Source organism: Methylocystis parvus OBBP, from assembly GCF_027571405.1.
Taxonomy (GTDB): domain Bacteria; phylum Pseudomonadota; class Alphaproteobacteria; order Rhizobiales; family Beijerinckiaceae; genus Methylocystis; species Methylocystis parva.
Genome location: NZ_CP092968.1, coordinates 2,735,814 through 2,762,369 on the forward strand (window position 1 = coordinate 2,735,814; position 26,556 = coordinate 2,762,369).

Genomic DNA, 26,556 nt, shown 5'->3' on the forward strand with positions numbered 1-26,556 from the left:
CTCCTGCGAAAGGAGACGCAGCCGATGAGCATGACGCTATACCTCAAGCATGCGAGCCAGAACGACCTCGCCCGCTATGCGGCCGAGGGCGTCGAGAGCGACGATCTCGGCGTGCTGGCGGAGGCGGGTGTCGCCGACAGGCAGGCCGCGCGCCTCAAGGAGCTGGAGCTTCTTTACGTCGCCGATGAGGGGCGCGCGCCCTTGAGCATCGCCGCGCGCGACATGCTCTTCGACCATCTCGATCTGCTGCGCCGGCGCGGCTCCGGCCTCATGCGCGTTTCGAGCCCCTCCGCCCCCGTGTTCGATCTGCACGGCTCGTGGCGGATGCTGCATTTCCTTTTCACCGGCGACGCCTTTGAAGGCGCGCCGCCGGCCGCGACCCTGCTCGCGGGCGGGCGCGAAGTCGGCGAGGATCTGGGCTTCGGCCCGCCGCGCATGCTCTCGCTCGACGAGACGGCGGCTTTCTCCGGCTTTCTCAATGGGCTCGATCTCGACGCGCTGGCGGCCCGGCTCGACGGCAAGGCCGTCAAGTCGCTCGGCCTTCGTCGCGGCGAGGGAGAAGCCTGCGCCGGCGCGCTGCATGAAGATCTCGCGCGCTATTTCCCCGGTCTTCAGGCTTTCGTCGCGGCGGCTGCGAGCCGGCGACAGGGGATGCTCATCTGGATGCTGTGAGCGAGTAGTGGTTAGTTACAACTTGTCCGCGTTCGTTCGAAGCCGCGCGTGTCCCCTGCCTGCGATGGACGCAGGCGTCTCTGACCGGCTTTGGAAAGTTGCGGATATCGCCGCGCTGGTCGAGGCGGCAGAAGAAGCGACCGCGCCAAAAAAGTGCGGGCCGTTACAAGAAACGAGAAAACTAGTCACCTAGAGGGTCTCTGATTCGCACGTAATCCTCGCTGTTCACCCACAACGATATTTTCGTCACATCAGAAATTTTTAGTTTGTCAAGCTGAAAGGTTGAGAATTGCGTAATCATCACCTATTATTCGTAGCCATCCGCCACGCGTCGGGCGGTGACTTTAGAAGCGCGGGACACAGCCATGGCCATTTCGTCTCTTAGGGACGCACTCCGGTGGTTGTCCGGGGGCGATGAAAAGAAAGAGCCTCTTTTCAAATCAGAGAAGGAGGCTTACGACTTCTGCCGCAAACTTTACAATAAATCAGGGGGTGCGACGGACGACCTTCGTCGCGCCTATGATTTTTACCTAAAAAATTACGATGACGGATGCGACGCAGAAACTCGACCTGAAAGACATCCGCATATCTCCGCTGACTGATGGGTTAATACTTAAAGGATTTAGCTGTGGAGATTATGGCATAGACAGGTTTATTGCAAACAAATCTATGAAATACCAGTCATCGTACCGAGCGCGTTTCTTTTGTGCCCACAGTAAAACAGGATCAACCGTTTTAGGCCTATATTCACTTACGCTGTTGATTGAGCAGACTGACAAGCTTTTGGCAGATGAGAAACGGCATTACCAGAATGAAAAGCATTTCCCAGCGATTTATATACAGTCCTTAGCCGTGCTGAGCAGGTACCAAGGCGGCGGCCTAGGGACGATCTTGCTTATCAATGCGCTGACGAGAGCGCACATGATAGCTCAAAACGTCGCCGTCTTCGGGGTTGCGCTGCGCTCACTAAACGATGACACGACCCGCCTTTATAAGCGATACGGGTTCTGTATCCGCGACGATGGAGCAAATCCTTTGATGGTTTTACCCATCTGGTCACTTGACGACATTTTCAAGAACGCGCGTGCATAAATTTCAAACTGCCCACTACTGTAAACCGCCGCCATTGACAGGCGGCGGGCTAGGCTCTTACAAAGCCCGCCAATCTCGAAAGAGAAGACCGATCATCAGCCCAGCCGCCCTGTGAGACGGCAGGCCAACGCCCGGCAGCGCGATGCGCCCCCGGGCGCGTTTTGCTTTGGAGCGGCGGCTGCGCGAGCGGCCCCGCGGGAGAGAAGACATGTTCGAGAGCCTTTCCGACAAGCTCTCCGCCGTATTCGACCGCCTGACGAAGCGCGGCGCGCTGACCGAGAACGACGTCGACGAAGCGTTGCGTGAAATCCGCCGCGCTTTGCTCGAGGCGGACGTCGCGCTCGACGTTGTGCGCTCCTTCGCCGACAAGGTGCGCGACCGCGCCGTGGGCGCGAACGTCATCAAATCGGTCTCGCCCGGCCAAATGGTCGTCAAGATCGTCAATGACGTGCTGGTCGAGACGCTGGGCGACACGGCCGAGCCGATCAATCTCGCCGCCAAGCCCCCCGTCGCCATCATGATGGTCGGCCTGCAGGGCGCCGGCAAGACGACAACCACCGCCAAGATCGCCAAGCGCCTCAAGGAGCGCCATGACAAGCGCGTGCTGATGGCCTCGCTCGACGTGAAGCGCCCGGCCGCGCAGGAGCAGCTCGCCGTGCTCGGCCGTCAGGTCGAGATCGATACGCTGCCCATCGTCGCGGGCCAGACGCCGCTGCAGATCGCCCGGCGCGCCATGGAGGCCGCGCGGCTCGAAGGCTATGACGTGGTGCTGCTCGACACGGCCGGCCGCACCCATATTGACGAGCCGCTCATGCAGGAGATGGCGGACATCAAGTCCTACGCCAGCCCGCATGAAATCCTGCTCGTCGCCGACGCGCTGACCGGTCAGGACGCGGTCAATCTCGCCAAGAATTTCGACGAGCGCGTCGGCATCACCGGCATCGTCTTGACGCGTATGGACGGCGACGGCCGCGGCGGCGCGGCGCTCTCCATGCGCTATGTCACCGGCAAGCCGATCAAGCTCATCGGCACCGGCGAGAAGATGGACGCCGTCGACGAGTTCTCGCCGCAGCGCATCGCCAACCGCATTCTCGGCATGGGCGACATCGTCGCGCTTGTGGAAAAGGCGGCGGCCGCCATCGACGCGGAGGAGGCCCGCAAGGCCGCCGCGCGCATGGCCAAGGGCAAATTCGATCTGCAGGACCTTTGCGACCAGCTCGCCCAGGTCGAGAAGATCGGCGGCTTCGGCGGCATTATGGGGCTTCTGCCCGGCGTCGCGAAGATGAAGGACCAGATCGAAAAGGCCGGCATCGACGACAAGCTCATCAAGCGCCAGCGCGGCATCATCCTGTCGATGACGCCGCAGGAGCGCCGCAACCCCGACCTGATGAAAGCCTCGCGCAAAAAGCGCATCGCGGCCGGCTCCGGCATGCGGGTCGAGGACGTCAACAAGCTCCTCAAGCAGCATCGGCAGATGGCCGACCTCATGAAATCCTTCGGCGGCGGCAAGCGCGGCGGGATGATGGGCAAGGCCGCGCAGATGATGGGGCTCGGCCCCAAGGGCATGGAGATGCCCTCGCAAGAGGAGCTGCAGAAATTGCAGGAGAAGATGGGCGGCGCCCCTCCCGGCGCCCCCGGAATCCCGGCCGCTCCCCCGGCCGATCTCCTTGCGAAGCCGAGCCTTCCGGGGCTCGGCGGCGGACTGCTGGGCGGGCTCAACCCGTTCGGGAAAAAGAAGTAGCGGCAGTCGGGCTTCGGCAATCGGTTTCCGACTGCCGAAGCCCGACTGCCGATCCAAACGAAAACAGGAAAACCGACATGTCTCTCAAAATCCGTCTCGCCCGCGGCGGCGCCAAGAAGCGCCCCTTCTATCGCGTCGTCGTCGCCGACTCTCGTTCGCCCCGCGACGGGCGCTATATCGAGAAGCTCGGCACTTTCGACCCGCTGAAGGCCAAGGACGCCGCCGACCGCGTCGTGCTCGACCTGGAGAAGGCCAAGGCCTGGATCGCCAAAGGCGCACAGCCGACCGACCGCGTCGCCCGCCTGCTGGACGCCGCCGGCGTCGTGAAGCGCGAGGCGCGCAACAATCCCGAGAAGGCGAAGCCGAAGAAGAAGGCGCAGGAGCGCGCCGCCGCTGCGGCCGAAGCCGCCGCCGCTGCGGACGCGGCTGCGTAAGTCCGGAATGGCGCGGTCTATTCGCTCTCATGCTCAGGAACGTCCGGAGGGCGCGTCTCGCAGCATGAGGGCGACGGCCCGCGCCAGAGATCTCGTCCGCCTTCGAGACGCGAGCTGCGCTCGCTCCTCAGAGTGAGGACATCGATGGCGGTGAAAAACCTCGTCCTTCTCGGCCGTTTCGGCGCGCCGCACGGCGTGCGCGGCGAAATTCGCCTGCAGAGCTTCACCGGCGATCCGCTGGCGATCGCGTCATATGGCCCGCTCACCGACAAGAGCGGAAAGACATCCGTCAAGCTCCTCGCCGTCCGCCCGCAGGGCAAGGACATGCTCGTCGCGCGCGTCGAAGGCGTCTCCGATCGCGGCGGCGCCGAGCGCTTGACCGGCGCTGAGCTCTATATCGCGCGCGACAAGCTGCCCCCTCCCGAGGACGAAGACGAATTCTACCTCGCCGATCTCGTCGGGCTGCGGGCCGAGACGCGGGAAGGCGCGCGGATTGGAACCGTCGTCGCGGTGCGCAATTTCGGCGCGGGCGACATTCTCGAGATTTCCCCGGCGCAGGGCGGCGAGACGCTGATGTTTCCCTTCACCAGATCCGTCGCGCCCGTGGTGAGCGTTTCCGAGGGCGTGGTGATCATTGAGCCGCCGGACGAAACCGAAGTCGAAGAGGAATAGTCACGCTTGGGCGTGGCGCGCCGGCGCCGGCGAGTCTTGCGGCATGGCGCGTCTCCGCCCCTTGTCCGCCCCTCGCCGTGAACCGGCGCGCAAGGGCGGAAGGTTTCACCGAACGCCAAGATCCCGGCGAATGCGAAGCCTCAGCCGGCGATTTCCCAGCGCAGCCATTGCGCGAAAGCGCGGATATCGTCTTCGTCGACGAAGCCGAGGGACATCAGGCGGTTCACGATGATCGCCACGATCAGCGCGAGGAGCGCCGCGGAAAGAAGGTCCGCAGGCGCAGCCGGCCGGGGCCGCATCCGGCGGCGAAAGAATTCGAAGGCGGCGAGCCCGACAAGGAAGCCCGCCAGCGTCTCGAGGCGCGTATGCCCGGCGACCGTGAAGCGACTGACGGCGATGAGGAGAATGACGAGCCACAGGCCGAGCGCGAGAAGGACGGAAAAGAGCGACGGACGCAGCGCCGCCGCAAGATAGCCGACGGCGGCGTAGAAGAAAGTCGACATGGCGGTATGACCGCTGGGGCTGAAATCGAAGCCCGTCAATAACGTGACTTTCGCGGCCAGGATGCATGCGAAGCAGAGGATTGTCGCGAAGACGAAGTCCCGCGCGCATGTCTTTTCGTCGAGCCGCCAAAGGCCGACGAAAACGCCGACGCATCCGGGAATGATGGCGTGGGCGCCGCCAAAGCGGGTGACGCTCCAGAAAAATTCGGTAAGGGCCATCATGGTCTCCGCTGCTCTACCCGGGGAGTCTGCGGCGGAGGCCTGAAGAAAAGGTTGGCTCTCAATCGAACCAGTCGACAGGCAGGGGTCCGGCCGCGCAATATTGCCTATCCGCCCAGGCCCGGAAGGCGATTTTCTCCTCCGGCTGCAGCCGGACGACAATGAGGTCTTCGCCGGCGCTCACGACCGCTATGAAACGGCCCGCGCCCTGCAGAGCGGCGATCGCATTCATCGTCTCGAACAGCGGTGTGGGGTCCGGCCGTTTTTCGGCGCGCATCGTGAAGCTTTCCGTGCGCCCGTCCGCCAGAGTCACGCGTCCGACGAGTTCCTCCTCCCCCTCTCCCCGCGTCTCCGTCACATCCTGAATGGAAAGATCGCCGACCGCGAGCGCCATGAACGCCTCGACATGCTCGGGCGCATATTGGCCGGGAAAATGTTCATTGATGAAACAGATCGCTGCGGCGTTTTCGAAGATCGAAAACCTATGCGCCTCCAGCATGGCGTCCATAGCGTCGGGGTCGAGAAAAGCGAGTTTTGGCGCGACGGCGCCGATATCTTCAAGGCCGTGAAAGGCGTCCGTTTCCCGGGCCAGATTCCAGAATCCAATGATGTCGAAAGAATTTTTCGTCTCCGCCGCCCACGCCGCAAGATCGTCGCCCTCGCACCAGTACTCCACGCTAAGCAGGAAGCGAAAGACGATCAGATCGCGATCCAGCCCGGGCCGGATCCGCAGGCCCGCCGTCTCCAGCCGCGCGAGCATTTCGCGCGCCATTCGCCAGTTCGTTTCATTTCCAAGCAATGCGGCGGGAATGTCCCTGCGATAGGACGCCGTCGCCCGAGCGGCGCCGGGGAAGATTCGCGCAAACAATTTTGTTAAGAATGACATTTGAGAAAACTCCGGCGGCGAACGCCGCGACCGGCCGAAAATCCATCGGCGACGCTATAGAAACCCTCAGGCGACATCAATCCGCACATGTGGCGCGCGACAATCCTCACCCTTTTTCCCGAAATGTTCCCCGGCCCGCTCGGGCTCTCGCTCGCGGGCGACGCGCGGGCGCGCGGCGTCTGGCGGATCGAGACGAAGCAGATCCGCGAGCACGGGCTCGGGCGCCATCGCGCGGTGGACGACACGCCGGCCGGCGGCGGCCCCGGCATGGTGATGCGCGCCGATGTGCTCGCGGCGGCGATCGACGCGGCGGCCCCGGCCGGCGACCCGCGGCCGAAGCTCCTTATGAGCCCGCGCGGGCGGCCGCTGACTCAGAGCCGCGTGCGCGAACTTGCTCTTGGACCCGGCGCGATCATCCTTTGCGCGCGCTTCGAGGGCGTCGACGAGCGCATCATCGACGCGCGCGGCTTGGAGGAAGTGTCGATTGGCGACTACATTCTCTCCGGCGGCGAGATCGCGGCGCTCGCGCTCATGGACGCCTGCGTTCGCCTGCTGCCCGGCGTGATGGGCGAGGGGCTGTCCGGCGAGGTGGAAAGCTTCGAAGGCGGCCTGCTCGAATATCCGCAATATACGCGCCCTCGCGATTTCGAGGGCCGCGCCATTCCCGACATTCTGCTCTCCGGCGACCACGCCAGGATTGCGAAGTGGCGGCGCGAGCGGGCGGTGGCGCTGACGCGGGCGAGACGGCCGGACCTTCTCGCCCGCGACGACAATTAACCGACCGGCTTCAGCGCCAGCGCCTTTTCGATCTCCGGCACCGGGTGTTTCGTCAGATCCTTGTGCAGCTCGCCCGCGACCTTGCCTTGCGCCTTCACGGAGAGGTCCTTGCGGATTTCGCCGAGCGTCTTCGGCGGGGCGACGATGACGATTTCCTTCATCTCGCCGCTCTCGGCGGCCGCGTTGATGCGGTCGGCCATGGCGCGGGCGAAGCGCTCCTCCTCCAGCTCGTGCCAGTCGACATTGCCCATGGCGCTGCGCGCCTGTGCGCCGGCGGCGGGGAAAGCGCGGCCGGGCGCGTCGGAGCCCTGTTCGCGGGTCGGGGGGTTTTCGTCGACGCGCGTCTCGACGACTCTCAGGTCGAGAAGTTCAGCGTCGCCATGATTGGAGAAGAACAGCGCGCGCCGGCCATCGCCGATGAGAACCCACGCGCCATTGTGAACCGCGACTGTCATAGCGTCCCTCGCTCGATAAACTCACGCCAAAGATGTGGCGGCTCGCGACGGAACGGCAAGCGTGGCCTCGCGCGTCGAAAAGACGCGCCGGCCGATGATCGTCACATCACGCGGCGAGTTTTTCCGGGCCGGCCTGGGCCTGCTGCATCTGGGCGGCGACCGTCTGCAGCTCCGTCGCGGGTTGATGCGGGCGGACCGCCATATGCGCCGCGCCGCGGCGCTGGATGCGCGCCTCGTTCACCGCCCAGGCGAGATAGCAGACGGCTGCGACGAAGAGCAGCGCCGTGAAAGGCTCGCCATTGCCCAGAAAGGACAGGTCGGGCGCGCATTCATTGGCGTATTCGCAAGCGTCCGACCAGTCCTGGAAATACTGTCTGACCGATTCCAACATCATGACCTCCTTGACCCTTAGCGTGGCGCAAAATTCTTGCCGACGCGTAACGAGCCCTTCCTAGCGCGATGCCGCAGCGCTGTTTGTGCGTTGCAACATATAATGCGCTCCGAAGCTTTCACCAGAGTAAAATTGATCCTGCGCCCCAAAACTATCTCAAACGATAACAGCGCGCCGCGCTAAATCGCCGCAGCGCAAAAACATTGTGCAGACGCCCAAGAAACGGCCGACAGGGATGTCGGGGAGCGGACAAAAAGCGATGTTTCGACAGCGGTGTCGTCATTACGAGGAGGCGAAGCCGACGAAGCATCCAGAGGCCGCCATATGGCTCTGGATTGCGTCGCGCTTTTACGAAGTCGGGTATGCCCGACTTTGAGAAAAATGCTCGCAATGACGGAAAAAATCCCCCGCCCTTACGGGCGAGGGACGAAATCGCTTTGGAAAGGTCGAGAGGCTTATCCCTCCAGCAGCCTTCTCGCGATGACCTGCGCCTGAATCTCCGCCGCGCCCTCGAAAATGTTGAGGATGCGGGCGTCGCAGAGGACGCGGGAGACCGGATATTCCAGCGCGAAGCCGTTGCCGCCGTGAATCTGCAGGGCGTTGTCCGCCGCCGCCCAGGCGACGCGGGCGCCGAGCAGCTTCGCCATGCCGGCCTCGAGATCGCAGCGCTTGCCTTCATCCTTCTCGCGCGCGGCGAAATAGGTGATCTGGCGGGCGATGTGGATCTCCACCGCCATGGACACGATCTTGTTGAAGACGCGCGGGAAAGCGAACAAGGGCTTGCCGAACTGGATGCGCTCCTTGGCGTATTTCAGGCCAAGGTCGAGGGCGCATTGGGCGACGCCGAGGGCGCGCGCCGCCGTCTGGATGCGGGCCGATTCGAAGGTCTCCATGAGCTGCTTGAAGCCCTTGCCCTCCTCGCCGCCGAGGAGATTTTCGGCCGGCACCTCGAAATTGTCGAAGCCGATCTCGAACTCCTTCATGCCGCGATAGCCGAGCACCTCGATCTCGCCGCCGGTCATGCCCTTGGCCGGGAAAGGATTTTCATCCGTGCCGCGCGGCTTCTCGGCGATGAACATGGAGAGACCCTTATAGCCCTTCTCGTTCGGGTTGGTGCGGGTCAGCAGGGTCATGACGTCGGCGCGGACCGGATGGGTGATCCAGGTCTTGGCGCCCGTGACCTTGTAGACGTCGCCCTCGCGCACGGCGCGGGTGCGCAGGCCCGCGAGGTCCGAGCCGTTATTCGGCTCGGTGAAGACCGCCGTGGGAAGGATTTCGCCGGAGGCGATCCTCGGCAGGTATTTGTTCTTCTGCTCCTCCGTGCCGCCGACGAGGATCAGCTCGCCCGCGATTTCGGAGCGGGTGCCGAGCGAGCCGACGCCGATATAGGCGCGCGACAGCTCCTCGGAGACGACGCACATGGCGATCTTGCCCATGCCGGAGCCGCCATATTCCTCGGGGATCGTGAGGCCGAAGACGCCCAGTTCCGCGAGACCGCCGATCACGTCGAGCGGAATATATTCGTTCTTGGCGTGCCATTCCTGCGCGAAGGGCAGGACATTGTCGGCCGCGAATTTGCGCATCTCGCTGCGGATCGCCTCCAGCGTCTCGTCGAGGCCCGAAGCGCCGATCGTTTCGGCGGCCGAATGATGGTCGATCAGCTCGGCGAGGCGGGCGCGGTTCGCCGGCGTATTGCCCGACAGAATGAGGCGGTCGACGGAGGCCGGGCGATGGGCGGCGACCTGCTGGGCGGTGAGGCCGAAATCGGAGAGGCGGACGAATTCGCCCTGGCTCATCGGAATGCCGCCATAGACCTGGGCGAGCAGCTCGGCATAGCCGATCTGGTTCAGAAGCTCCTCGGTCTCGCCATAGGCGCCTTCGCCCTGAAGGCGTTCGGCGTAATGGATCAGCTCTTTCAGGCCCTGCACATAGGTCGCGAACCAGGAGAGGCCGTGGGCGGCGTGCTGGTCGGCCTCGATCAGCTCGTTGGACAGCTTGCCGTCCTTGGCGACGCGCGCGCGAACGCTGGCCAGGCCTTCATTGTAGAGCGCCTCGACGGCGGCGAGCGCCTCCTTGGCGTCGGAAAGCCAGCTTGCGGGTTCGAGTTTCAACGCGACGGCTGCTGTCATCGAGAGTTTCCTAGCGGAATGAGGCCCCTTCGGGCTGTGGAAATTTGGTTCTACATGCCGCCATTTCGCCTGCGACGCAACAGGACTCGCCTGCGCCGCTTCATCGCGGGCGAACGGGGCCGCGCGCCCGCGCAAGGACAAAGTAAACCCGCCTTCAGCGCCGCGCGACCGCAGCGATCACGCGGGCGAGACGATGAGCGGCAGCCCGCGTCGCGGCCGGTTGGAGATATTGGGCTGCAGATCGGGCTTGAAGCCCTCCACGGTCTTGAAGACGCAAGCCCGCACGAGCGTCGCCAGCACCGTCGTCATCTCCAGCATCGCGAAGCTCATGCCGATGCAGATGCGCGGCCCGCCGCCGAAAGGCAGATAGGCGTAGCGATGGCGCGCCTTCGCCGCGTCGGGCGCGAAACGCTCGGGATCAAAGCCCAGAGGATCGGGCCAGAGCTTCTCGTTCCGATGCAGCGCCCAGATGGCGATGACGACCTGCGCGCCTTTTTCGACCGGGCGTCCGCCCAGAATCGTCGCGTCGCGCGGCTGGCGCGAAATGGCGCCGACGGGCGAGAAGAGTCGCATCGATTCCTGCAAAACCCGCCTGGTGAAAACAAGACCCTCGATTTCGTCCCGGCCGATCGGGCCGTCGCCCGCGACTTCTCGGATCTCCGCGCGCAACCGCTCCTGCGTCGCCTGATCCTTGGCGACGAGCCAGAGCGTCCAGGCCAGCGCGGTCGCCGCCGTCTCGTGGCCGGCCGAAATGAAGGTGAAGAGATTGGCGAGCAGCTCCCTATCGTTCATGGCCCGGCCGGTCTCCGGATCGCGCGCCTTGATGAGGAGCGAGAGAATGTCGCCGCCTTTGTCCGCGCCCCCGCGCGCCGCGATGAGCCGCGCGGTCTCGCGCCGCAGATAGCGCGTCGCGAGATGCATTTTCAGGAAGCCGGGATGCGGAACGAATTTCGGCAGGCCCAAGGCCGCGAGCAGGAATTGCCAGGAAAAGCCCGAAAAGGCGTCCGTCTCGGCGGCCAGAAATCTGTCGCGGTCCACCGCCTCGGCGTCGCCGATCACCGCGCGCAGGATCACGTCGAAAGCGACGCCCATCATCGCCTGGGCGACGTCGATTCGCGCGGTTCCCGCACGTCGCCACGATTGCGCCTGACGCTCGGCGCAATCGAAGAAGATCGGCGTCAAAGCGAGAAGGTTCTCATGCCGGAAGGCGGGCGCCGCGGCGCGCCGCTGCCAGCGCCAATGCGCGCCCTTGGCCAGAAACAGCCCCTGCGGATCGACGACATTGGAAAGCGCCTGCGGGGTGATGCGGTCGCGCGGAAAAAACTCCGCGCGCGTCGTCAGCACCTCTTCGATCAGGTCCGGATCGGTGAGGAAAAGCGTCTCCGGCCGGTTCAGCCTTTTGAAGCCGGCGACGCCTTCGCGATAGGCCTCGGGCGGGAAATTTTCGAGATAATTTCGGACATAGGCCCGAAGTGAGGGCTCAGCGCGCGGCTCGAAGGGCTGAAAATCAGGATCGTGAAACATGGGCGAAACCTTTCCGGTCCGAACGCCTCGGCGTCACATGAACCGGAATTGCCGCAAGACAATGGCTACGGCCTCACGGGCTACGGCCTCACGCGGCGCAAACCTCTCATTGCGAGGAACGAAAGAAGCAGGGTCGATATCGCAACGCCCATGAGCGGCGCGGCGATATCGGCGGCGGCTGTTTCGCCCCTCTCGGCGAAGCGCGGCAAGGAATCGTAATCCGCCTGCGTCATCGGCGCGGCGGCTTTGGCGCGGGAGAGGAAGAAATCGCGCCATTCGACATGAAAAACGGCGATCGAATCGAGAAAGCCGCGATAGCGCGTCTCGCTGGCGCCCGCGACGCCGGCCAGCGCGCGGTAGGTCAATAGAGCGGGAGACAGGAAGCCGAGCCGGTCGGCCAGAGCGCGCTGGCGCGCGAGCTGCGCGTCATGCGCCGCGATGACGCTTTCGACGCGCTGAAAGGCGGCCTCCTGCGTCGCGAGGCGCCGGAGAGTCCCCTCCCGCGCGCGGTCGCGCTTCTCGCCCGGATGCTCGTCGACATAGCGCGCAAGCGCGGCGTCGCGTTCCTTGTCCGCGTCGGTCGAGGCGGCGCGGGCGGCGAGAACCATATCGAGGCGCGAAGGCGCGGGATGAGCGTAGCCAGCAAGGCTGTTGATCCCCGCCGGCGCCAGCATGGTCACGAGGACAAAGGCGCAAATGAGCGTCAGGGCGTTGAAGGCGGAGCTTTTCCCGAGCCCGTCGACGGCGGAGGCGAGCGCCGCCCAGAACAGGCCATAGATCAGGATGATCGACGTCAGCGCGGCGAAGGCGCCGGAGGCGAGGACGCTCGCGCCGGCGAAGGCGCCGACGCCGACGGCTGTCGCGAGCAGCGTCACGCCGATGGGCGCGAGAATGCGCGCGGCGAATTTTCCGGCCAGCGCCGCGCCGGGCCTGCGCGCCGAGGCGAGCGTCATGGAGAGCGTTCCCTGCTCGCGTTCGCCCGCGAGCAGATTGAAGGCCAGCGCCAGAATGACGAGCGGATAGACGAAGACGACGACAAAGGCGAGATCGGCGGAGCCGCTCATGAGATTGGCGGGATTTTCGATTTCGTCGGCATAGAGAAAGCCGTCTTTCGATCCTGTCGTCACCTTGACGACCGGCGGAAAGAGATCGCTCTGTCCGACGGCCGCAAGCGCAAGGGGCGAGAGCGCGAGCGCCGCGACGCGCGCCGCCGGACCGCCGCCCATATAGGCGGCGTTGCGCGGATCGCGATAGGGCGGCGGATCGTCCGCCGTTTCGCCCTTCTCCAATTTTGCGAGCGTTTTCCGAAGCCCCTCGAGGCGCTGCGCTTCCTCCCCGCGCGCGGCCGCCACGAGAGCTTTTTGCGCCTCGACGCGCGCGGCGCCGGAGAAGAGCGCGAAGAGGATCGCGGCGACGAGCGCGACGAGCGCGAGCCAAACGGCGCGCTCGCGCAGGAGGATGCGCGCCTCGAAGCGCAGCCCGGCGAGAAAGGCGCTCATAGCGGCTTCAACCGGCGAATGGCGAAAAGCGCGAAAGCGACGGTGAGCCCAAGCCAGCCGACAAGGCCCGCCATCGCCTCGCCGCTTCCCGACAATGCGAAGCCCGCCGTCGGCGCGCGATAGGAGAAGGCGGCGATGCGCTTCCACAATTCCGGACCCGCGACGTAATCCGCGTCGCGCTGGAAATGGATGATGTTGTCGCTCACCTCGTTCTGTATGTCGCGGCGATGCGCTTCCGCGGCCGTCGCGAAATCGAATTGCGCGCGGCTGTCCGAGCCCGCAAAGGCCATGGAGAAAGGCTGCAGCGCGAGGAGCGGGAACAGAAAGCCCGCGCTCCCGCGCAGCGCGTCCTGTCTGTCGTAAGCCGCCTGAAGCGCGCCGAAATGCTCGTCGAAAATGACGTAGCCGTTCTCGTCGTCCTTCCGCAGGGAAAGGCCGCGAAAGCTCACCGGCAGGTCCTTCACATTCGTTACGCCGTATTTTTTGAGCGTTTCGTCGCGAAAGGCGACAAAGGCCGGATGCGTCTCGTCATGGCCGAACGTCCTGGCCTTGTCCTTTGCGACCCCCGCCCGAAATTCCTGCGCGGTCGGCGTCGGCGCGAGGCCGCGGGCGATATCGCTCGCAAGGCGCGGGGCGAGGAAGGAATTGACGAGCCAGAAGGCCAGCAGCGCGACGAGCGCCGCGCGGCTCGATGTCGCGAGGGCCGAGACGCCGAGCGCGAGAAAGGCGAAGCCCGAAAGATAGACCGCATAGCCGATCACGAGCGCGCCGAGGCGCAGGAACTGATCGGCGAGCGAAAATTTGGTCGCATCCGTCAGCAGCGCGACGGCGAGGGCGGCGCCGATGACGGCCGGCGCGAGCAAAGCGGCGCTCGCGCCGATCAGCGCCAGCGCCTTGCCGGCGAGAAGGTCGCGCGGGCGCGCGCCGAGGCTGAGCAATTGTTTCAGCGTGCCGGCCTCGCGCTCGCCGGAAAAACCGGCGAAGCCCGCCAGCAGCACGATAAGCGGCGCGACCGTCTGCAAAATATAAGCGAGCGACAGACCGCCGAGACGCGCCGCCGCGCCACCGTCTCTCGCGGGACGGAACTGCGCCTCGTTCTGCTTATGCGCTTCGAGCCAGACGGCCGAGCCCACATAAGGATCGACGCCGGGATCGGCGAGCGAGAGCGGGCTCAAGGGCTTGAAGGCGTATTGGCCGAAATGGGCCGCGGCGTGCGGATTCTTGGCGCTCTGGCCCATCCAGAGCGCGCGGTCGGCCTCCGCCGCGGCGGCGCGTTCGCGCGCGAGGCGGGCGTTTTCGGCGGCCCCGAAGCCGAGCGCCGCGAGCATCAGCAGCGCGGTGAAGACAAATAACGCGAGCAGGCGCCGGTCGCGGCGCATCTCCGTCCATTCCTTGGCCGCGACGGCGCGGACGATGCGGGCGTGCGCCGGCGTCGGCGCGGTTCTGGAGAGTGGGCCGATGGCGAAATCGCTCATGCGGCTTCTCCCGCGACCCGCCTCTCGATCTCGCCCGTGCGGAAGAGATCGAGATAAGCGCGCTCCAACCCCAGATGATCGACGTCGTCGGCGCCGAAGACGGTGGCGAGCTTGCCTCCCGCCATGATGCCGATCCTCGCGCCGCATTGCTTGGCGAGGAAGAGGTCGTGCGTCACCATCAGCACCGCCATGCCCTCGCGCCGCAGCTTCTCGATCAGCGCGGCGAATTCATTGGCGGCCAGCGGGTCGAGGCCCGAGGTCGGCTCGTCCAGCACGAGAGCTTGCGCGCGCCGCGCGAGCGCAATGGCGACGCCGACCTTCTGGCGCATGCCCTTGGAATAGAAGCGCACGGGCCGCGTCGCGGCTTCTTCCGGCAGGCCGGCGGCGAGAAGCAGCGGCGGAAGCTCGGAAGAAGGGGTCGGCGCGCCGGAGACTTCGGTGAAATAAGCGAGATTCTCGAGCCCCGTGAGCGCGCCATAGAGCGTCACGGTCTCGGGGATGTAAGCGAGCTTCGCCCGCGCGCCGAGCGGGTCCTGCGCGCTGTCGATTCCGCAGACCAGCGCCTCGCCGTCGGTCGGCTCGAGAAAGCCGAGAAACAGATTGACGGTCGTCGTCTTGCCCGCGCCGTTGGGGCCGAGCAGGCAGAAGACCTCGCCGGGCTCGACGGTCAGATTGAGACGGTCGAGCGCGGGAGCCGACGCCCCGTCATAGCGCTTTGAGAGATTGCGCGCTTCCAGCATGCCGCACCTTTCATGACGTCAAGCGCGCGTGGCCTCGCGCAGGCGCCAGTATGAGAAACGGCGATAAGCTGCATCGCGTCTGGGATTTGGTCAAGCGCGGGGGTCGATGCTGCGGTCGATGACGATAGGGCTGGAGCGACGCATCATCGCGGGCTTGATCAATTGGCGGTCGGTTTGATCGCTTCGACGAAGAGCGGCAGGCCGCCCTTGGGCCGCAGCGTGAAATCCGGAGAAAGCTCGATGCGCGGGCCGGGGACAGGGGTGAAGCGAAAATCGCGTATGAGCGCCGCCAGGATCGTCGTCATTTCCAGCATCGCGAAGCTCATGCCGATGCAGATGCGCGGGCCGGCCCCGAAGGGCATGTAGGCGCAACGATGGCGCCCTTTCGCCTTTTCGGGCGCGAAGCGGTCCGGGTCGAAAGCATTTGGCTCATCCCATAGCTTTTCGTGGCGATGCAGCGCCCAGATCGCCACATAGATCGGCTCCTTCTTGAGAACCTTGTAAGGCCCGAGCGTCGTGTCCTCTCGCGGCTGGCGCCCGAGCGCGGCGACGGGCGGAAAGAGTCGCATGGCTTCCTGGATGACCTGCCGCGCGAAGGGCAGGTTTTCGACCGCATTACGATCGATGTCGGATTCGCCGACGACGTCGCGAACCTCGTTTCGCAAACGCTCCTGCGACGCCTGGTCCTTGGCGAGCAGCCAGAGACTCCACGCAAGCGCAACGGCGGAGGTTTCGTGTCCGGCCACCATCAATCCGTAAAGATTGGAGATGAGTTCGCCATCCGTCAGCATGCGCCCGGTTTCTGGGTCCTTCGCCGAAAGCAGCAAATCGAGAATGGCAGGCGCATGGGCGTGGCCGGCGAGTCGCCGCTCGGCGACAAGGCGCGCCGTCTCGGCATAGAGATATCGCAACTTCCGGTCGATCTCTCGCGATCCGGGGAAGGGCAGCCATTTCGGAAGTCCGAGAAGCGCATAGAAGCGCTGCCAACCCATCCCCTTGAAGCCAGTGAGCATGGCCGAGAGATATCTGGCGCGATCAAACGTTCCCGTAGCGCCAAGGAGCGCGTGCTCGATGATCGAGAAGGTTACTTCGGACATTGGCTGCGTGACGTCGACGGCCGTATTTCGCGGAAGCTGACGCCATGCCGCGCACTGCGCTTTTGCGCATTTCGCGAAGATCGGGACAAGCGCCAGCAGATTCTCGTGACGAAAGGCCGGCGCAAGCGCGCGGCGCTGCCAGCGCCATTCAGCGCCTTCGGAGAAAAACAACGCGTCGTCGGCGATATTCGCCGACAGCGCCGCCGTCGTCAGCTTGTCTCGGCCGAAGGCTTCGGGCCGCGCAATCAGCATTTCTTCGATCAGTTCGGGATCGCTGAGATAGACGGTTTTCGGGATGATCGGCCAAATGCCTGAAAGCGACCAGAAATCTTCCCGATAGGCCGCCGGCGGCCAGTTTTCGAGGAAATTACGCAAGGCGGAGCGGAATGTGGGCTGTTCGTTCGTCCTGACGGGCGTGAAATCGGGATCGTGAAACATGGTCGACTCTCCTCAAGCGAATCGTCGAACCAAACCATACCATATGGTATAGTTTTGGAAAGAGCGGCGCGCCGTGCGAGCCTGACGCCATGAGTCGATTCAGAAAGGAAGACTGGCTGGCGCTCGGCGCGAAGCTGCTTGCCGGGGAGGGTTCGGCCGCGCTGACGATCGACCGCCTGACGGCGGAGGCGCGGCGGACGCGCGGCAGCTTCTATCACCACTTCGAGGATCGCGACGCTTTTCTTCGGGCTTTGATGGCGCGCTGGCGCAAAGAGGTCATCGACGAAGCGGGCAAGCGTTACGAGCAGGCGCAATCCGCCAACGATCTGAGGCGGTTGATGCGGGAATTGCCCTTCGAGGTCGATCACCGGTTCGAGCGCGCGCTGCGCCGCTTGGCCGCGAGCGAACCCATCGTGCGCGAGGCCGTCGCCGACGTCGACTCAAGACGCATCGAGGGCCTGGCATGCGTGCTCGCACATATCTACCCGGAACTGAAGGACCCGCAATCCGCCGCTTATGTGCAATATGCGGCGGTTGTCGGCCTGCAATGGCTGATTGGCGACATTGACGATCCCCGCGCGCCGGGAATCATGGAAGCCGGCGCCCGGATATTCCGGCTCAATGACGAGCCTGAACCATAGAGATCGCGCCGCCTTTAGGCTCCTAATGCAGCAGGGCTGAGTCCTAAGTCGTTGAGGATTGGTTAACGATAATGGCTTCGAAGGGCGCAAAAACGGCGCGCCGGTCCCCCGGCGCGCCGCGAAATCCATCAGCAAGCGAACCCGCTCACTTCTTCTTGCCATAGGCCTCGACCACGTCCTCGACCGTGTGCAGGCCGGGCTCGATCGAATTGACCAGCACCGCCATATTGCCCGGCGCGTGCTCGTTCTTCCACATCTTCATATGCGCCAGCGGGATCTTGTCCCAGGCGAAGACCTCGGACATGCAGGGATCGACCCGGCGGTCGATGACGAACTGGTTCGCGGCGGCGGCCTGCTTCAGATGCGCGAAATGCGAGCCCTGAATGCGCTTCTGACGCATCCACACATAGCGGGCGTCGAAGGTGATGTTGAAGCCGGACGTGCCGGCGCAGAACACGATCATGCCGCCGCGCTTGGCCACCAGCGTCGAGACCGGAAAGGTCGCCTCGCCCGGATGCTCGAAGACGATGTCGACGTCCTTCTTGCCCGTGATGTCCCAGATCGCCTTGCCGAATTTGCGCGCTTCCTTGGACCACTCGACATATTCCGGCGAGTTGACCTTGGGGAGCTGGCCCCAGCACTTGAAATCCTTGCGGTTGATCACGCCCTTGGCGCCGAGCGACATGACATAGTCGCGCTTGGACTCGTCCGAGATCACGCCGATGGCGTTGGCGCCGGCCGCCGCGCAGAGCTGCACGCCGAAAACGCCAAGGCCACCGGAGGCGCCCCAGATCAGGACATTGTGGCCGGGCTTCAGCTCATGCGGCTCATGGCCAAAGAGCATGCGATAGGCGGTGGCGAGCGTTAAGGTGTAGCAGGCCGACTCTTCCCAGGAGAGATGCTTGGGGCGCGGCATGAGCTGGCGGTCCTGCGCGCGGCAGAACTGGGCGAAGGAGCCGTCCGGCGTCTCATAGCCCCAGATGCGCTGCGAGGGCGAGAACATCGGGTCGCCGCCATTGCACTCCTCATCGTCCCCATCGTCCTGGTTGCAGTGGATGATGACCTCGTCGCCGACCTTCCAGCGCTTCACCTTGGCGCCCACCGCCCAGACGATCCCTGAGGCGTCGGAGCCCGCGATGTGATAGGGATTCTTGTGGACGTCGAGAGTCGAGACCGGTTCGCCGAGCGCCGCCCAGACGCCGTTATAATTGACGCCGGCGGCCATTACGAGAACGAGCACGTCGTGGCTGTCGAGCTGCCAGGTCGGGAGGACCTCGAGCTGCATCGCCGTCTCCGGCGGGCCGTGACGCTCCTTCCGGATCGCCCAGGCGTACATGTTCTTGGGAACATGGCCGAGCGGCGGAATTTCGCCCAACTCGTAAAGGTCTTTCGTCTCGCTCAAGGTAGGGCTCCCTCCATCCGGGCTCGTCTGCAAAACATAATCCGGCAGCGCTTATAATCGCCCGGCGCCCGACGGCATAGGGTGAAAATTCCGATCGGCGGGGCGGCTGGCGCCCATGATGAAGGCGAGGGGACGGGACCCGCGCCGAGACCGCGTTCGCGCCCGGAACGGCCTGGGTTGCTGGCTCCCGGCCGCCGCTTATCTCAAAGCGTGGGGCGGCGGGTTGCAAGGGGAGCCTCGGTCATGAGCGATACACAGGTCGCAGCGCTCGACCACACGGTCCAGCTCACCAATGTCTGGCTCAAAAAGCTTGCGGAAGAGGAGCGTCTCGGCGATCGGCCGCGCGCCTATGCGGCCCTGCGCGCCGTGCTCCACGCATTGCGCGACAGGCTGACGCCCGAGCAGGCGGCGCATTTCGGCGCGCAACTCCCTTTGCTGGTTCGCGGGGTTTTCTACGAAGGCTGGCATATGGCCGACAAACCCATGGCGGTCCGCAATGTCGAGGCTTTCGAGAACATGGTCGACCGCGGCCTGCCGCCGGGCTTCCCGGTCGACGCCGCGACCGCGGCGCGGGCGGTCTTCGCGGTGATCTGGCGGGAGCTGGATTTCAACGAAACCGCCAAGGTCGTCTCGGACCTGCCTTTGCCGCTACGGGAGCTGTGGCCGGAGGCGGCGCGGGATTTGGCGAAGGCGCGGTCGAGGGAGTGATCGGTTAAGCCTTGTCGTAAGCCGGCGCCTTCCAAGGCGGGCGCCGCGCGGGCGCGATCAACGGCTTCGAACTCGGATTAATTTCAGCTCACTTTCCGCCGTCATGCCCGCGCTTGTCGCGGGCATCCACGCCGGAACGATCGCGAAACGCATCGCGCGGACGGTATGTTCGGCTAACGTTCTCAGATTTGTGGCGTGGCGTGGATGGCCGCGACAAGCGCGGCCATGACGTGGTGAGATGACGCGTCGTTAACCTGGATTCGGAGCCACGCCGCGACCAAGCCGCAACTTGTCAAAACCTCCTTCTGTGCTATCGCAGCATTTCGAGGAGGACCACGATGAACGACATGACCGCCCCGCGTCGCGACAAGCCCTGGATGTTCCGCACCTATGCGGGCCACTCGACGGCCGCCGCGTCCAACCGGCTCTATCGTTCGAACCTCGCCAAGGGCCAGACGGGTCTCTCCATCGCCTTCGACCTGCCGACCCAGACCGGTTACGACAGCGACCACATCCTCTCGCGCGGCGAAGTCGGCAAGGTCGGCGTGCCGGTCTCGCATCTGGGCGACATGCGGACCCTTTTCGACGGCATCCCGCTCGCCGAGATGAACACGTCGATGACCATCAACGCCACCGCCGTATGGCTGATGTCGCTCTATATCGCCGCTGCGGAAGAGCAGGGGGCGCCGCGTGTAAAACTGCAGGGCACGACGCAGAACGACATCATCAAGGAATATCTTTCGCGCGGCTCCTATGTGTTTCCGCCGAAACAGTCGCTGCGCCTGACGCAGGACCTTATTCTCTTCACCACGAAGGAGTGCCCCAAATTCAACCCGATGAACGTTTGCTCCTATCATTTGCAGGAAGCAGGCGCGACGCCGGCGCAGGAATTGGCTTATGCGCTGGCGACGGCGGTGGCGATCCTCGACGGCGTCAAGGCCGCCGGCATGTCGGACGAGGATTTCGCCCAGGTCGTCGGCCGCATCTCCTTCTTCGTCAACGCGGGCATGCGCTTCGTCACCGAACTCTCCAAGATGCGCGCCTTCACGGAGCTGTGGGAGGAGATCACCCGCGAGCGCTACGGCGTGAAGGACGAGAAAATGCGCCGCTTCCGTTACGGCGTGCAGGTCAATTCGCTGGGCCTCACCGAGCAGCAGCCGGAAAACAACGTCTATCGCATCCTGATCGAAATGCTGGCCGTCGTTCTTTCGAAGAACGCCCGCGCCCGCGCCGTGCAGCTTCCGGCCTGGAACGAGGCGCTCGGCCTGCCGCGTCCGTGGGATCAGCAATGGTCGCTGCGCATGCAGCAGATCATGGCCTATGAGACCGATCTGCTCGAATATGGCGACATTTTCGACGGCAATCCGGAGATCGCCCGCAAGGTCGCCGAGCTGAAAGCCGAGGCCATGGCCGAGCTGAAGAAGATCGACGAGCTCGGCGGCGCGGCCGCCGCCGTCGAGATCGGCTATATGAAGTCGAAGCTCGTCGAATCCAACACGGCGCGGCTCGAAGCGATCGAGGCCGGCGAGCAGACCGTCGTCGGCGTCAACAAATTCACCTCGACTGAGCCCTCGCCGCTCGCCACCGGCGAAGACGCGATCATGGTCGTGCCGGAAGGCGTCGAGGCGGATCAGATCGCACGGCTGAAGGCCTGGCGCGACAGCCGCGACGACAAGGCCGCGCAAGCCGCGATCGAGGAGCTCGCCCGCGCCGCCAAGGAAGGCCGCAATATGGTCGAACCCTCCATCGCCGCCGCCAAGGCTGGCGTCACGACCGGCGAATGGGGCAATGTGCTGCGCGGCATTTTCGGCGAATATCGCGCGCCGACGGGCGTCTCCTCCACGGCGCGCCAGGTCGGCGGTCAGCTCGACAAGGTGCGCGGCGAGGTCGAGCGCGTCTCCCACAAGATCGGCTCCCGCGCCAAGTTCTTGGTCGGCAAGCCCGGCCTCGACGGCCATTCCAACGGCGCCGAGCAGATCGCCGTGCGCGCGCGCGACGCGGGCTTCGACGTGATCTACGCCGGCATCCGCTCCACGCCTGCGGAGCTGGTCGAGACCGCGAAGAAGGAAGGCGTGCATTGCGTCGGCCTCTCCATCCTCTCCGGCTCACATGTGACGTTGGCCCATGAAGTGATGCGGCTGATGAAGGAAGAGGGCGTCTCGGCCCCGCTCGTCGTCGGCGGCATCATCCCCCCGGCGGACGAGAAGCTGCTGCTCGAAGCGGGGGTCGCGGCGGTCTATACGCCGAAGAATTACGATCTGAACGTGATTATGACGGATCTGGCCGGGATCATCGAGAAGAGCGTGGGGTGAGGAGCGACGTCCTCTCGCCGAGCATGGGCCGAACCGGCGCTCCTGCGATAGGCGCCCGAATTGCTTGATCGCAGGCGTCGGGGCGATTCCGGACATTTGTCGACATCGCCGCCCCGAAGCCGCGCCTCGAAGAGGCGAAGATCAACCCGGACCGGGCGGTGAAAAGATGCAAGTCACGTTCATTCGAAACACATCCGACGGGCGCGCGATCGAAGTCATCGGACCCTATGTCTGCGTCGATCGCGATCCCGTCGCGGATGAGGTCGTGGAAGTTTTGACCCATCCCAATCGCGAGGCGATCCTCGCCGCCGTTCCCAACGCCACGCATATGGCGGGGCCGATCGCGCTGCTGCCCTCCGAGGCCTCGGCCGTTCGCGGCGCGCTGGCGCAGGCGCGGGAGCCTCTCACCGATCCGGGCCAAATTTCCAAGCGCCTGAGCGACGCCTGGATGACGCGCAGCCGCAACAACGGCATCGAATGAGGGAGCCGACGGCTTTTCTCGCTCGACTCGGGAGCGTCCTGACGGGCGTCATTCATTGAACAATCTTTCGCAGCGCGATATGCAAAGATTCTGTCTTTGCATGAGCGTCAGTCGGCGCCTTTAGCGCCCGGAAAGGTCGAGAGATGGACGTCGCGGTTGCGCCGAAGCCGAGTTTCCTTTCCCGCGAACGGACGATCGCCTCTCCCGCTTTCAATCGCTGGCTGGTTCCGCCGGCGGCGCTGGCGATTCATCTTTGCATCGGCATGGCCTATGGCTTCTCGGTCTTCTGGCTGCCGCTGTCGCGCGTCGTCGGCGGCGCCGCGCCGAAGGACTGCCCGGCCGATATGGGCGTGCTGGCGCAGATCGTCGCGACGAATTGCGACTGGAAGATCAGCATGCTGGGCTGGACCTTCACGCTGTTCTTCGTGCTGCTCGGCTCCTCCGCCGCCATCTTCGGCCATTGGCTGGAGACGGCGGGCCCCCGCAAGGCCGGCCTCGCCGCCGCCTGCTGCTGGTGCGGCGGCCTGCTCATTTCCGCGCTCGGCGTCTTTCTGCACCAGATCTGGATGATCTGGATCGGCTCCGGCGTCATTGGCGGCGTCGGGCTGGGGCTCGGCTATATCTCGCCGGTCTCGACCCTCATCAAATGGTTCCCCGACCGCCGCGGCCTCGCCACCGGCCTCGCCATTATGGGCTTTGGCGGCGGCGCCATGATCGGCGCGCCGCTCGCCGACAAGCTCATGGGCTATTTCGCGACGCCTTCATCGCCCGGCGTCTGGCAGACTTTCGTCGCCCTCGCCGCCATCTATTTCGTCTTCATGGTCTCCGGCGCGCTCGGCTATCGCGTGCCGCCCGAGGGCTGGGCGCCCGCCGGCTGGACGCCGCCCGCCCCGGCCGCCAACGCCATGGTCACCCATCGCCACGTCCATCTCGACGTCGCCTGGAAGACCCCGCAATTCTGGCTGCTCTGGGGCGTGCTCTGCCTCAACGTCTCGGCCGGCATCGGCGTGCTCGGCATGGCCTCGCCCATGCTGCAGGAGGTGTTCGGCGGCAAGCTGATCGGCGTCGATCTCGGCTTCGACGCGCTCAACGCCGACCAGAAGAAGGCGATCGCCGCCATCGCGGCGGGCTTCACCGGTCTTCTGAGCCTGTGCAACATTGGCGGCCGCATCGGCTGGGCCTCGGCCTCCGACGCCTTCGGCCGCAAGGGAACCTACGCCATCTTCTTCGTCGTGGGCTTCCTGCTCTACGCCGCGGTTCCCTTCGCGGCGAAGGGCGGCGTGGTTTTCCTCTTCGTGCTGCTCTTCGCCGTGATCATCACCATGTATGGCGGCGGCTTCTCGACCATTCCCGCCTATCTCGCCGATATTTTCGGCACGCATTATGTCGGCGCGATCCATGGCAGACTACTGACCGCCTGGTCGACGGCGGGCGTGCTCGGCCCGGTGCTGGTCAATTACATCCGCGAATATCAGCTTTCGATCGGCGTGCCGCGCGAGGCGGCCTATAATCAGACCATGTATGTGCTGGCCGGTCTGCTGCTCGCCGGCCTCGCCTGCAATCTCCTCGTCGGCCCCGTGGCCGAGAAATTCTACATGAGCGACGCGGAGGTCGCGGCGGCGAAGAAGACCAGCGTCGCCGCCGTGAAGGAAGAAGAGAAGGAGCCGCGCGCCGATTTCGAGGACTTCGTCGAGGAGGGGCTGGAGCCGCCCGAAGACCCCGCTCCGGTCCCCGCCGCGCGAACCCCGCCCGCCGGGCTCTCCCCGGCCCTGATCCTCGCCTGGCTCGCCGTCGGAATTCCCCTCGCCTGGGGCGTCTCAATGACCGGCCTCAAGGCCATGGCGCTGTTCAAATAGCTGGCCGACTTTCAGCCGGATATGTGGGAAGCGGCGGCTTCGCGCCGCCGCCACATTTCCTGTCCATTAACCAAATGCGCGTCATGGTGAACGCTCCTGGCGCCCCCCGCGCAGCCTCGACAGGGAATGACATGGCCTCGGCTTGCACCAATGGTCTCGATACGGGTTTCGTCGATCTCGGTTATATGAAGGTGGCGGCGCTCGGAGTGGTTCAGGGCATTTCCGAGCTGCTGCCGATTTCCTCCACCGCTCATATGCGCATCGTGCCCGCGCTGCTCGGCTGGAAGGATCCGGGTTCGGCTTTCTCCGCCGCCATGCAACTCGCGGCGCTCGCGGCGGTCGTGAGCTATTTCTGGGGCGACATCCGCACGCTCGCGGTGGGTTCGCTCGCGGCCGTCAGACGGCGCGACTTCAACGACTGGAGCTTCCGCTTCGTCTTCTGGATCGGGCTCGCGACCATTCCGATCGGGCTCACCGGCATCCTGCTGTCGCATACGCTGAACACCTGCGGCTCGCCCCTGCGGTCTCTGCCGGTCATCGGCATTTCCTGCATCGTGATGGCGGCGCTGCTCGCCATCGCCGAGCTCTACTGCAATCACAAGCGCACGCTCGATCATGTGAGCCTGAAGGACGCGATGATCGTTGGCTTCGCGCAGGTCGGCGCGCTCATTCCCGGCGTCTCCCGTTCCGGCTCGACTTTGACCGCCGCGCTGTTCCTCGATCTCAAGCGGGAAGAAGCGGCGCGCTTCTCATTCCTGCTCGGCCTGCCGGCCATTGCGCTCGCCGGGCTGAAGGAATTGTGGGAATTGCACAAGGCGCATCTCGATTTCCACGGCTGGTCGGTGCTGTCGGTCGGACTGCTTGTCGCGTCGATCTCCGCTTTCGCGGCGATCTGGGGCCTGCTGCGCATTCTCGAACGCTTCTCGGCCTGGCCCTTCGTCGCCTATCGCGCTTTCATCGGCGTCCTGCTGCTCGTGGGCTTTTACGGCGGATTCCTGATCTAAGAAAGGCGGCGCTGTAAACCAATCGATCGCGTTGTCTGCGGTTCAGGCGATTCCGCCTGAACGCCGCGTGATTGTTTAAGAGACAAACGTCGCCATCGTTGCGAGCGAAGCTGCGCAATCCAGAACCGTGATTGTGATTCTGGATTGCTTCGCTTCGCTCGCAATGACGGTGTTTGACGTTTATTCCGCCGCTGCGCGCAATCTCTCGCGAATCTGCGCGCGCAATTCGTCGATCGGCGCGAGGCGGCCCTTCTTCTCTTCGTAATGCCAGAAGGTCCAGCCATTGCAGGCCGGCAGTCCTTGCGCCAGCGCGCCGGTCTTGTGAATCGAACCGACGAAACCCGAAAGCGACAATGTTCCATCGGCGCGCACGGTCGCCATGTGACGCTTTTTGACGTCGGTGAGCGTCGCGCCGGGCGCGATCAATCCGCTCTCGATGAGACTTGCAAAGGCGATGCGCGGCTCGGCGCGCTTCGACGGCGCCGCCGAGACGGCGTCTTCCGGCAAGGGTTCGATCGCGGCGATGCGCGCAGCGGCGGCTTTGGCGTATCCGCTTTCACGCTCGAGACCGACATAATCGCGACGCAAACGCTTCGCGACGGCGCCCGTCGTTCCCGTTCCAAAGAAAGGATCAAGAATGAGGTCGCCGGCGTTTGACGCCGAGAGAATGACGCGGGCGAGAAGCGTTTCCGGTTTTTGCGTGGGATGCGCCTTGCGTCCCTGCGAATCCTTCAAACGCTCGGAGCCCGTGCAGATCGGCAACAGCCAGTCGGAACGCATCTGGCAATCTTCGTTGCCGGCTTTGAGCGCTTCGTAATTGAAGGTGTATTTTTTCACCGAAGCGTCGCGCGCCGCCCAGATCATCGTTTCGTGCGCATTGGTGAAACGGCGGCCGCGGAAATTCGGCATCGGATTGTTCTTGCGCCACACGATGTCGTTCAGGATCCAGAATCCGAGATCCTGCATGATCGCGCCGACGCGAAAAATGTTGTGATAGGAGCCGATGACGAAGATCGTCGCGGTCGGCTTCATCACGCGGCGCGCGGCGGCAAGCCAGTCGCGGGTGAAAACGTCATAGGCCGCGAAGTCGGTGAATTTATCCCAGTCGTCGTCGACCGCGTCGACGAGGCTCTGATCGGGACGCGTCAGTTTGTTGGCGAGCTGGAGATTGTAAGGCGGATCGGCGAAGACGAGGTCGACGCTTTCCGCCGGAAGGCCGTGCATCAGTTCGACGCAGTCGCCTTGAAGGATCGCGTTGCGCGCCGGCGCAGCGTGGAGCGGCCCCGCAAGGGAAGACCCGGTACGCATGACCTTTATCCGGGTTTGGAGGCGGGCCGCCCCGACGCGCGCGCTACTCATGAACTCAACACCGCATACGCTACCAACACGTGCGATATTGCCGGAATGA

24 protein-coding genes are annotated in these 26,556 nt (G+C 64.6%); 12 read left to right on the forward strand and 12 right to left on the reverse strand.

All coding sequences use genetic code 11. The annotated features are described in order from the left end of the window. The first annotated feature begins 24 nt into the window (after nt 1-24). The 5 genes from MMG94_RS13300 to rimM all read left to right on the forward strand — a co-directional run bounded on the left by MMG94_RS13300 (nt 25) and on the right by rimM (nt 4,611). Complete coding sequence (locus MMG94_RS13300) at nt 25-672, forward strand: DUF1877 family protein (protein ID WP_016921921.1); 648 nt, start codon at nt 25-27, stop codon at nt 670-672. 543 nt (nt 673-1,215) lie between these two features. Further along, nucleotides 1,216-1,764, forward strand: coding sequence for a GNAT family N-acetyltransferase (locus MMG94_RS13305; protein ID WP_016921922.1), 549 nt, complete (start codon nt 1,216-1,218; stop codon nt 1,762-1,764). Nucleotides 1,765-1,972: 208 nt separating this feature from the next. After that, entirely contained in the window at nt 1,973-3,505 is a 1,533-nt protein-coding gene (gene ffh / locus MMG94_RS13310; RefSeq protein ID WP_016921923.1) for a signal recognition particle protein, read from the forward strand. 77 nt (nt 3,506-3,582) lie between these two features. Then, nucleotides 3,583-3,939, forward strand: a complete 357-nt coding sequence (gene rpsP / locus MMG94_RS13315; protein ID WP_016921924.1) for a 30S ribosomal protein S16 — start codon at nt 3,583-3,585, stop codon at nt 3,937-3,939. Nucleotides 3,940-4,083: 144 nt separating this feature from the next. Next, nucleotides 4,084-4,611 carry a ribosome maturation factor RimM gene (rimM, locus tag MMG94_RS13320; RefSeq protein WP_016921925.1) on the forward strand — a complete coding sequence of 176 codons (528 nt, stop codon included), beginning with the start codon at nt 4,084-4,086 and terminating at the stop codon, nt 4,609-4,611. 140 nt (nt 4,612-4,751) lie between these two features. Here rimM and MMG94_RS13325 read toward each other — a convergent pair whose 3' ends face one another. Together MMG94_RS13325 and MMG94_RS13330 are read right to left on the reverse strand one after the other, a co-directional pair. Then, on the reverse strand, nt 4,752-5,336 hold the full coding sequence (locus MMG94_RS13325; RefSeq protein WP_016921926.1) for a phosphatase PAP2 family protein: 585 nt from the start codon (nt 5,334-5,336) through the stop codon (nt 4,752-4,754). Between the two features lie 58 nt (nt 5,337-5,394). Further along, complete coding sequence (locus tag MMG94_RS13330; protein WP_154419737.1) at nt 5,395-6,219, reverse strand: hypothetical protein; 825 nt, start codon at nt 6,217-6,219, stop codon at nt 5,395-5,397. A gap of 87 nt (nt 6,220-6,306) precedes the next feature. Between MMG94_RS13330 and trmD the strand changes: the two genes are divergently transcribed. Continuing rightward, a complete protein-coding gene (trmD, locus tag MMG94_RS13335; RefSeq protein ID WP_016921929.1) occupies nt 6,307-6,996 on the forward strand; it encodes a tRNA (guanosine(37)-N1)-methyltransferase TrmD in 690 nt (229 codons plus the stop codon). Here the strand turns inward: trmD and MMG94_RS13340 are convergent. The 8 genes from MMG94_RS13340 to MMG94_RS13375 form a co-directional block, all read right to left on the reverse strand. Next, nucleotides 6,993-7,451, reverse strand: coding sequence for a baeRF12 domain-containing protein (locus MMG94_RS13340; protein WP_016921930.1), 459 nt, complete (start codon nt 7,449-7,451; stop codon nt 6,993-6,995). The genes trmD and MMG94_RS13340 overlap by 4 nt on opposite strands. Nucleotides 7,452-7,557: 106 nt before the next feature. Beyond that, the gene (locus tag MMG94_RS13345; RefSeq protein WP_016921931.1) at nt 7,558-7,845 is read right to left on the reverse strand and encodes a hypothetical protein; all 288 of its coding nucleotides are present in this window, start codon (nt 7,843-7,845) and stop codon (nt 7,558-7,560) included. Between the two features lie 452 nt (nt 7,846-8,297). After that, the gene (locus tag MMG94_RS13350; RefSeq protein ID WP_040579622.1) at nt 8,298-9,971 is read right to left on the reverse strand and encodes an acyl-CoA dehydrogenase family protein; all 1,674 of its coding nucleotides are present in this window, start codon (nt 9,969-9,971) and stop codon (nt 8,298-8,300) included. 177 nt (nt 9,972-10,148) lie between these two features. Further along, on the reverse strand, nt 10,149-11,495 hold the full coding sequence (locus MMG94_RS13355) for a cytochrome P450 (RefSeq protein ID WP_016921933.1): 1,347 nt from the start codon (nt 11,493-11,495) through the stop codon (nt 10,149-10,151). Nucleotides 11,496-11,575: 80 nt separating this feature from the next. Beyond that, a complete protein-coding gene (locus MMG94_RS13360) occupies nt 11,576-12,994 on the reverse strand; it encodes a DUF3526 domain-containing protein (protein ID WP_016921934.1) in 1,419 nt (472 codons plus the stop codon). Beyond that, a complete protein-coding gene (locus tag MMG94_RS13365; protein WP_016921935.1) occupies nt 12,991-14,469 on the reverse strand; it encodes an ABC transporter permease subunit in 1,479 nt (492 codons plus the stop codon). Before MMG94_RS13365 ends, MMG94_RS13360 begins: the two co-directional genes overlap by 4 nt. Continuing rightward, entirely contained in the window at nt 14,466-15,209 is a 744-nt protein-coding gene (locus tag MMG94_RS13370) for an ABC transporter ATP-binding protein (RefSeq protein ID WP_016921936.1), read from the reverse strand. The genes MMG94_RS13365 and MMG94_RS13370 overlap by 4 nt, the downstream gene beginning before the upstream one ends. A gap of 158 nt (nt 15,210-15,367) precedes the next feature. Next, a complete protein-coding gene (locus tag MMG94_RS13375) occupies nt 15,368-16,744 on the reverse strand; it encodes a cytochrome P450 (protein WP_016921937.1) in 1,377 nt (458 codons plus the stop codon). 89 nt (nt 16,745-16,833) lie between these two features. Between MMG94_RS13375 and MMG94_RS13380 the strand changes: the two genes are divergently transcribed. After that, complete coding sequence (locus MMG94_RS13380; RefSeq protein WP_016921938.1) at nt 16,834-17,385, forward strand: TetR/AcrR family transcriptional regulator; 552 nt, start codon at nt 16,834-16,836, stop codon at nt 17,383-17,385. Between the two features lie 145 nt (nt 17,386-17,530). Here MMG94_RS13380 and ccrA read toward each other — a convergent pair whose 3' ends face one another. Beyond that, entirely contained in the window at nt 17,531-18,787 is a 1,257-nt protein-coding gene (gene ccrA, locus MMG94_RS13385) for a crotonyl-CoA carboxylase/reductase (RefSeq protein ID WP_016921939.1), read from the reverse strand. 243 nt (nt 18,788-19,030) lie between these two features. Between ccrA and MMG94_RS13390 the strand changes: the two genes are divergently transcribed. From MMG94_RS13390 to uppP, 5 genes are all read left to right on the forward strand, one after another. Then, the gene (locus tag MMG94_RS13390) at nt 19,031-19,495 is read left to right on the forward strand and encodes a DUF2267 domain-containing protein (RefSeq protein ID WP_016921940.1); all 465 of its coding nucleotides are present in this window, start codon (nt 19,031-19,033) and stop codon (nt 19,493-19,495) included. A gap of 338 nt (nt 19,496-19,833) precedes the next feature. Then, a complete protein-coding gene (locus MMG94_RS13395; protein WP_016921941.1) occupies nt 19,834-21,807 on the forward strand; it encodes a protein meaA in 1,974 nt (657 codons plus the stop codon). A gap of 166 nt (nt 21,808-21,973) precedes the next feature. Continuing rightward, a complete protein-coding gene (locus MMG94_RS13400) occupies nt 21,974-22,288 on the forward strand; it encodes a hypothetical protein (RefSeq protein WP_016921942.1) in 315 nt (104 codons plus the stop codon). A gap of 143 nt (nt 22,289-22,431) precedes the next feature. Beyond that, on the forward strand, nt 22,432-24,144 hold the full coding sequence (locus MMG94_RS13405) for an OFA family MFS transporter (protein ID WP_154419735.1): 1,713 nt from the start codon (nt 22,432-22,434) through the stop codon (nt 24,142-24,144). Nucleotides 24,145-24,275: 131 nt separating this feature from the next. Next, nucleotides 24,276-25,148: an undecaprenyl-diphosphatase UppP gene (gene uppP / locus MMG94_RS13410; protein ID WP_016921637.1), complete on the forward strand. Its 873-nt coding sequence runs from the start codon at nt 24,276-24,278 to the stop codon at nt 25,146-25,148. A gap of 180 nt (nt 25,149-25,328) precedes the next feature. Here the strand turns inward: uppP and MMG94_RS13415 are convergent, their stop codons facing one another. Then, a complete protein-coding gene (locus MMG94_RS13415; RefSeq protein WP_026016503.1) occupies nt 25,329-26,507 on the reverse strand; it encodes a site-specific DNA-methyltransferase in 1,179 nt (392 codons plus the stop codon). Between the last annotated feature and the right edge of the window lie 49 nt (nt 26,508-26,556).

What these genes read in the sequence shown, in the direction of transcription:
- MMG94_RS13300 (WP_016921921.1), top strand. Translation starts at nt 25, where the DNA reads ATGAGCATGACGCTATACCTCAAGCATGCGAGCCAGAACGACCTCGCC.
- MMG94_RS13305 (WP_016921922.1), top strand. Translation starts at nt 1,216, where the DNA reads ATGACGGATGCGACGCAGAAACTCGACCTGAAAGACATCCGCATATCT.
- ffh (WP_016921923.1), top strand. Translation starts at nt 1,973, where the DNA reads ATGTTCGAGAGCCTTTCCGACAAGCTCTCCGCCGTATTCGACCGCCTG.
- rpsP (WP_016921924.1), top strand. Translation starts at nt 3,583, where the DNA reads ATGTCTCTCAAAATCCGTCTCGCCCGCGGCGGCGCCAAGAAGCGCCCC.
- rimM (WP_016921925.1), top strand. Translation starts at nt 4,084, where the DNA reads ATGGCGGTGAAAAACCTCGTCCTTCTCGGCCGTTTCGGCGCGCCGCAC.
- MMG94_RS13325 (WP_016921926.1), bottom strand. Translation starts at nt 5,336, where the DNA reads ATGATGGCCCTTACCGAATTTTTCTGGAGCGTCACCCGCTTTGGCGGC.
- MMG94_RS13330 (WP_154419737.1), bottom strand. Translation starts at nt 6,219, where the DNA reads ATGTCATTCTTAACAAAATTGTTTGCGCGAATCTTCCCCGGCGCCGCT.
- trmD (WP_016921929.1), top strand. Translation starts at nt 6,307, where the DNA reads ATGTGGCGCGCGACAATCCTCACCCTTTTTCCCGAAATGTTCCCCGGC.
- MMG94_RS13340 (WP_016921930.1), bottom strand. Translation starts at nt 7,451, where the DNA reads ATGACAGTCGCGGTTCACAATGGCGCGTGGGTTCTCATCGGCGATGGC.
- MMG94_RS13345 (WP_016921931.1), bottom strand. Translation starts at nt 7,845, where the DNA reads ATGATGTTGGAATCGGTCAGACAGTATTTCCAGGACTGGTCGGACGCT.
- MMG94_RS13350 (WP_040579622.1), bottom strand. Translation starts at nt 9,971, where the DNA reads ATGACAGCAGCCGTCGCGTTGAAACTCGAACCCGCAAGCTGGCTTTCC.
- MMG94_RS13355 (WP_016921933.1), bottom strand. Translation starts at nt 11,495, where the DNA reads ATGTTTCACGATCCTGATTTTCAGCCCTTCGAGCCGCGCGCTGAGCCC.
- MMG94_RS13360 (WP_016921934.1), bottom strand. Translation starts at nt 12,994, where the DNA reads ATGAGCGCCTTTCTCGCCGGGCTGCGCTTCGAGGCGCGCATCCTCCTG.
- MMG94_RS13365 (WP_016921935.1), bottom strand. Translation starts at nt 14,469, where the DNA reads ATGAGCGATTTCGCCATCGGCCCACTCTCCAGAACCGCGCCGACGCCG.
- MMG94_RS13370 (WP_016921936.1), bottom strand. Translation starts at nt 15,209, where the DNA reads ATGCTGGAAGCGCGCAATCTCTCAAAGCGCTATGACGGGGCGTCGGCT.
- MMG94_RS13375 (WP_016921937.1), bottom strand. Translation starts at nt 16,744, where the DNA reads ATGTTTCACGATCCCGATTTCACGCCCGTCAGGACGAACGAACAGCCC.
- MMG94_RS13380 (WP_016921938.1), top strand. Translation starts at nt 16,834, where the DNA reads ATGAGTCGATTCAGAAAGGAAGACTGGCTGGCGCTCGGCGCGAAGCTG.
- MMG94_RS13390 (WP_016921940.1), top strand. Translation starts at nt 19,031, where the DNA reads ATGAGCGATACACAGGTCGCAGCGCTCGACCACACGGTCCAGCTCACC.
- MMG94_RS13395 (WP_016921941.1), top strand. Translation starts at nt 19,834, where the DNA reads ATGAACGACATGACCGCCCCGCGTCGCGACAAGCCCTGGATGTTCCGC.
- MMG94_RS13400 (WP_016921942.1), top strand. Translation starts at nt 21,974, where the DNA reads ATGCAAGTCACGTTCATTCGAAACACATCCGACGGGCGCGCGATCGAA.
- MMG94_RS13405 (WP_154419735.1), top strand. Translation starts at nt 22,432, where the DNA reads ATGGACGTCGCGGTTGCGCCGAAGCCGAGTTTCCTTTCCCGCGAACGG.
- uppP (WP_016921637.1), top strand. Translation starts at nt 24,276, where the DNA reads ATGGCCTCGGCTTGCACCAATGGTCTCGATACGGGTTTCGTCGATCTC.
- MMG94_RS13415 (WP_026016503.1), bottom strand. Translation starts at nt 26,507, where the DNA reads ATGAGTAGCGCGCGCGTCGGGGCGGCCCGCCTCCAAACCCGGATAAAG.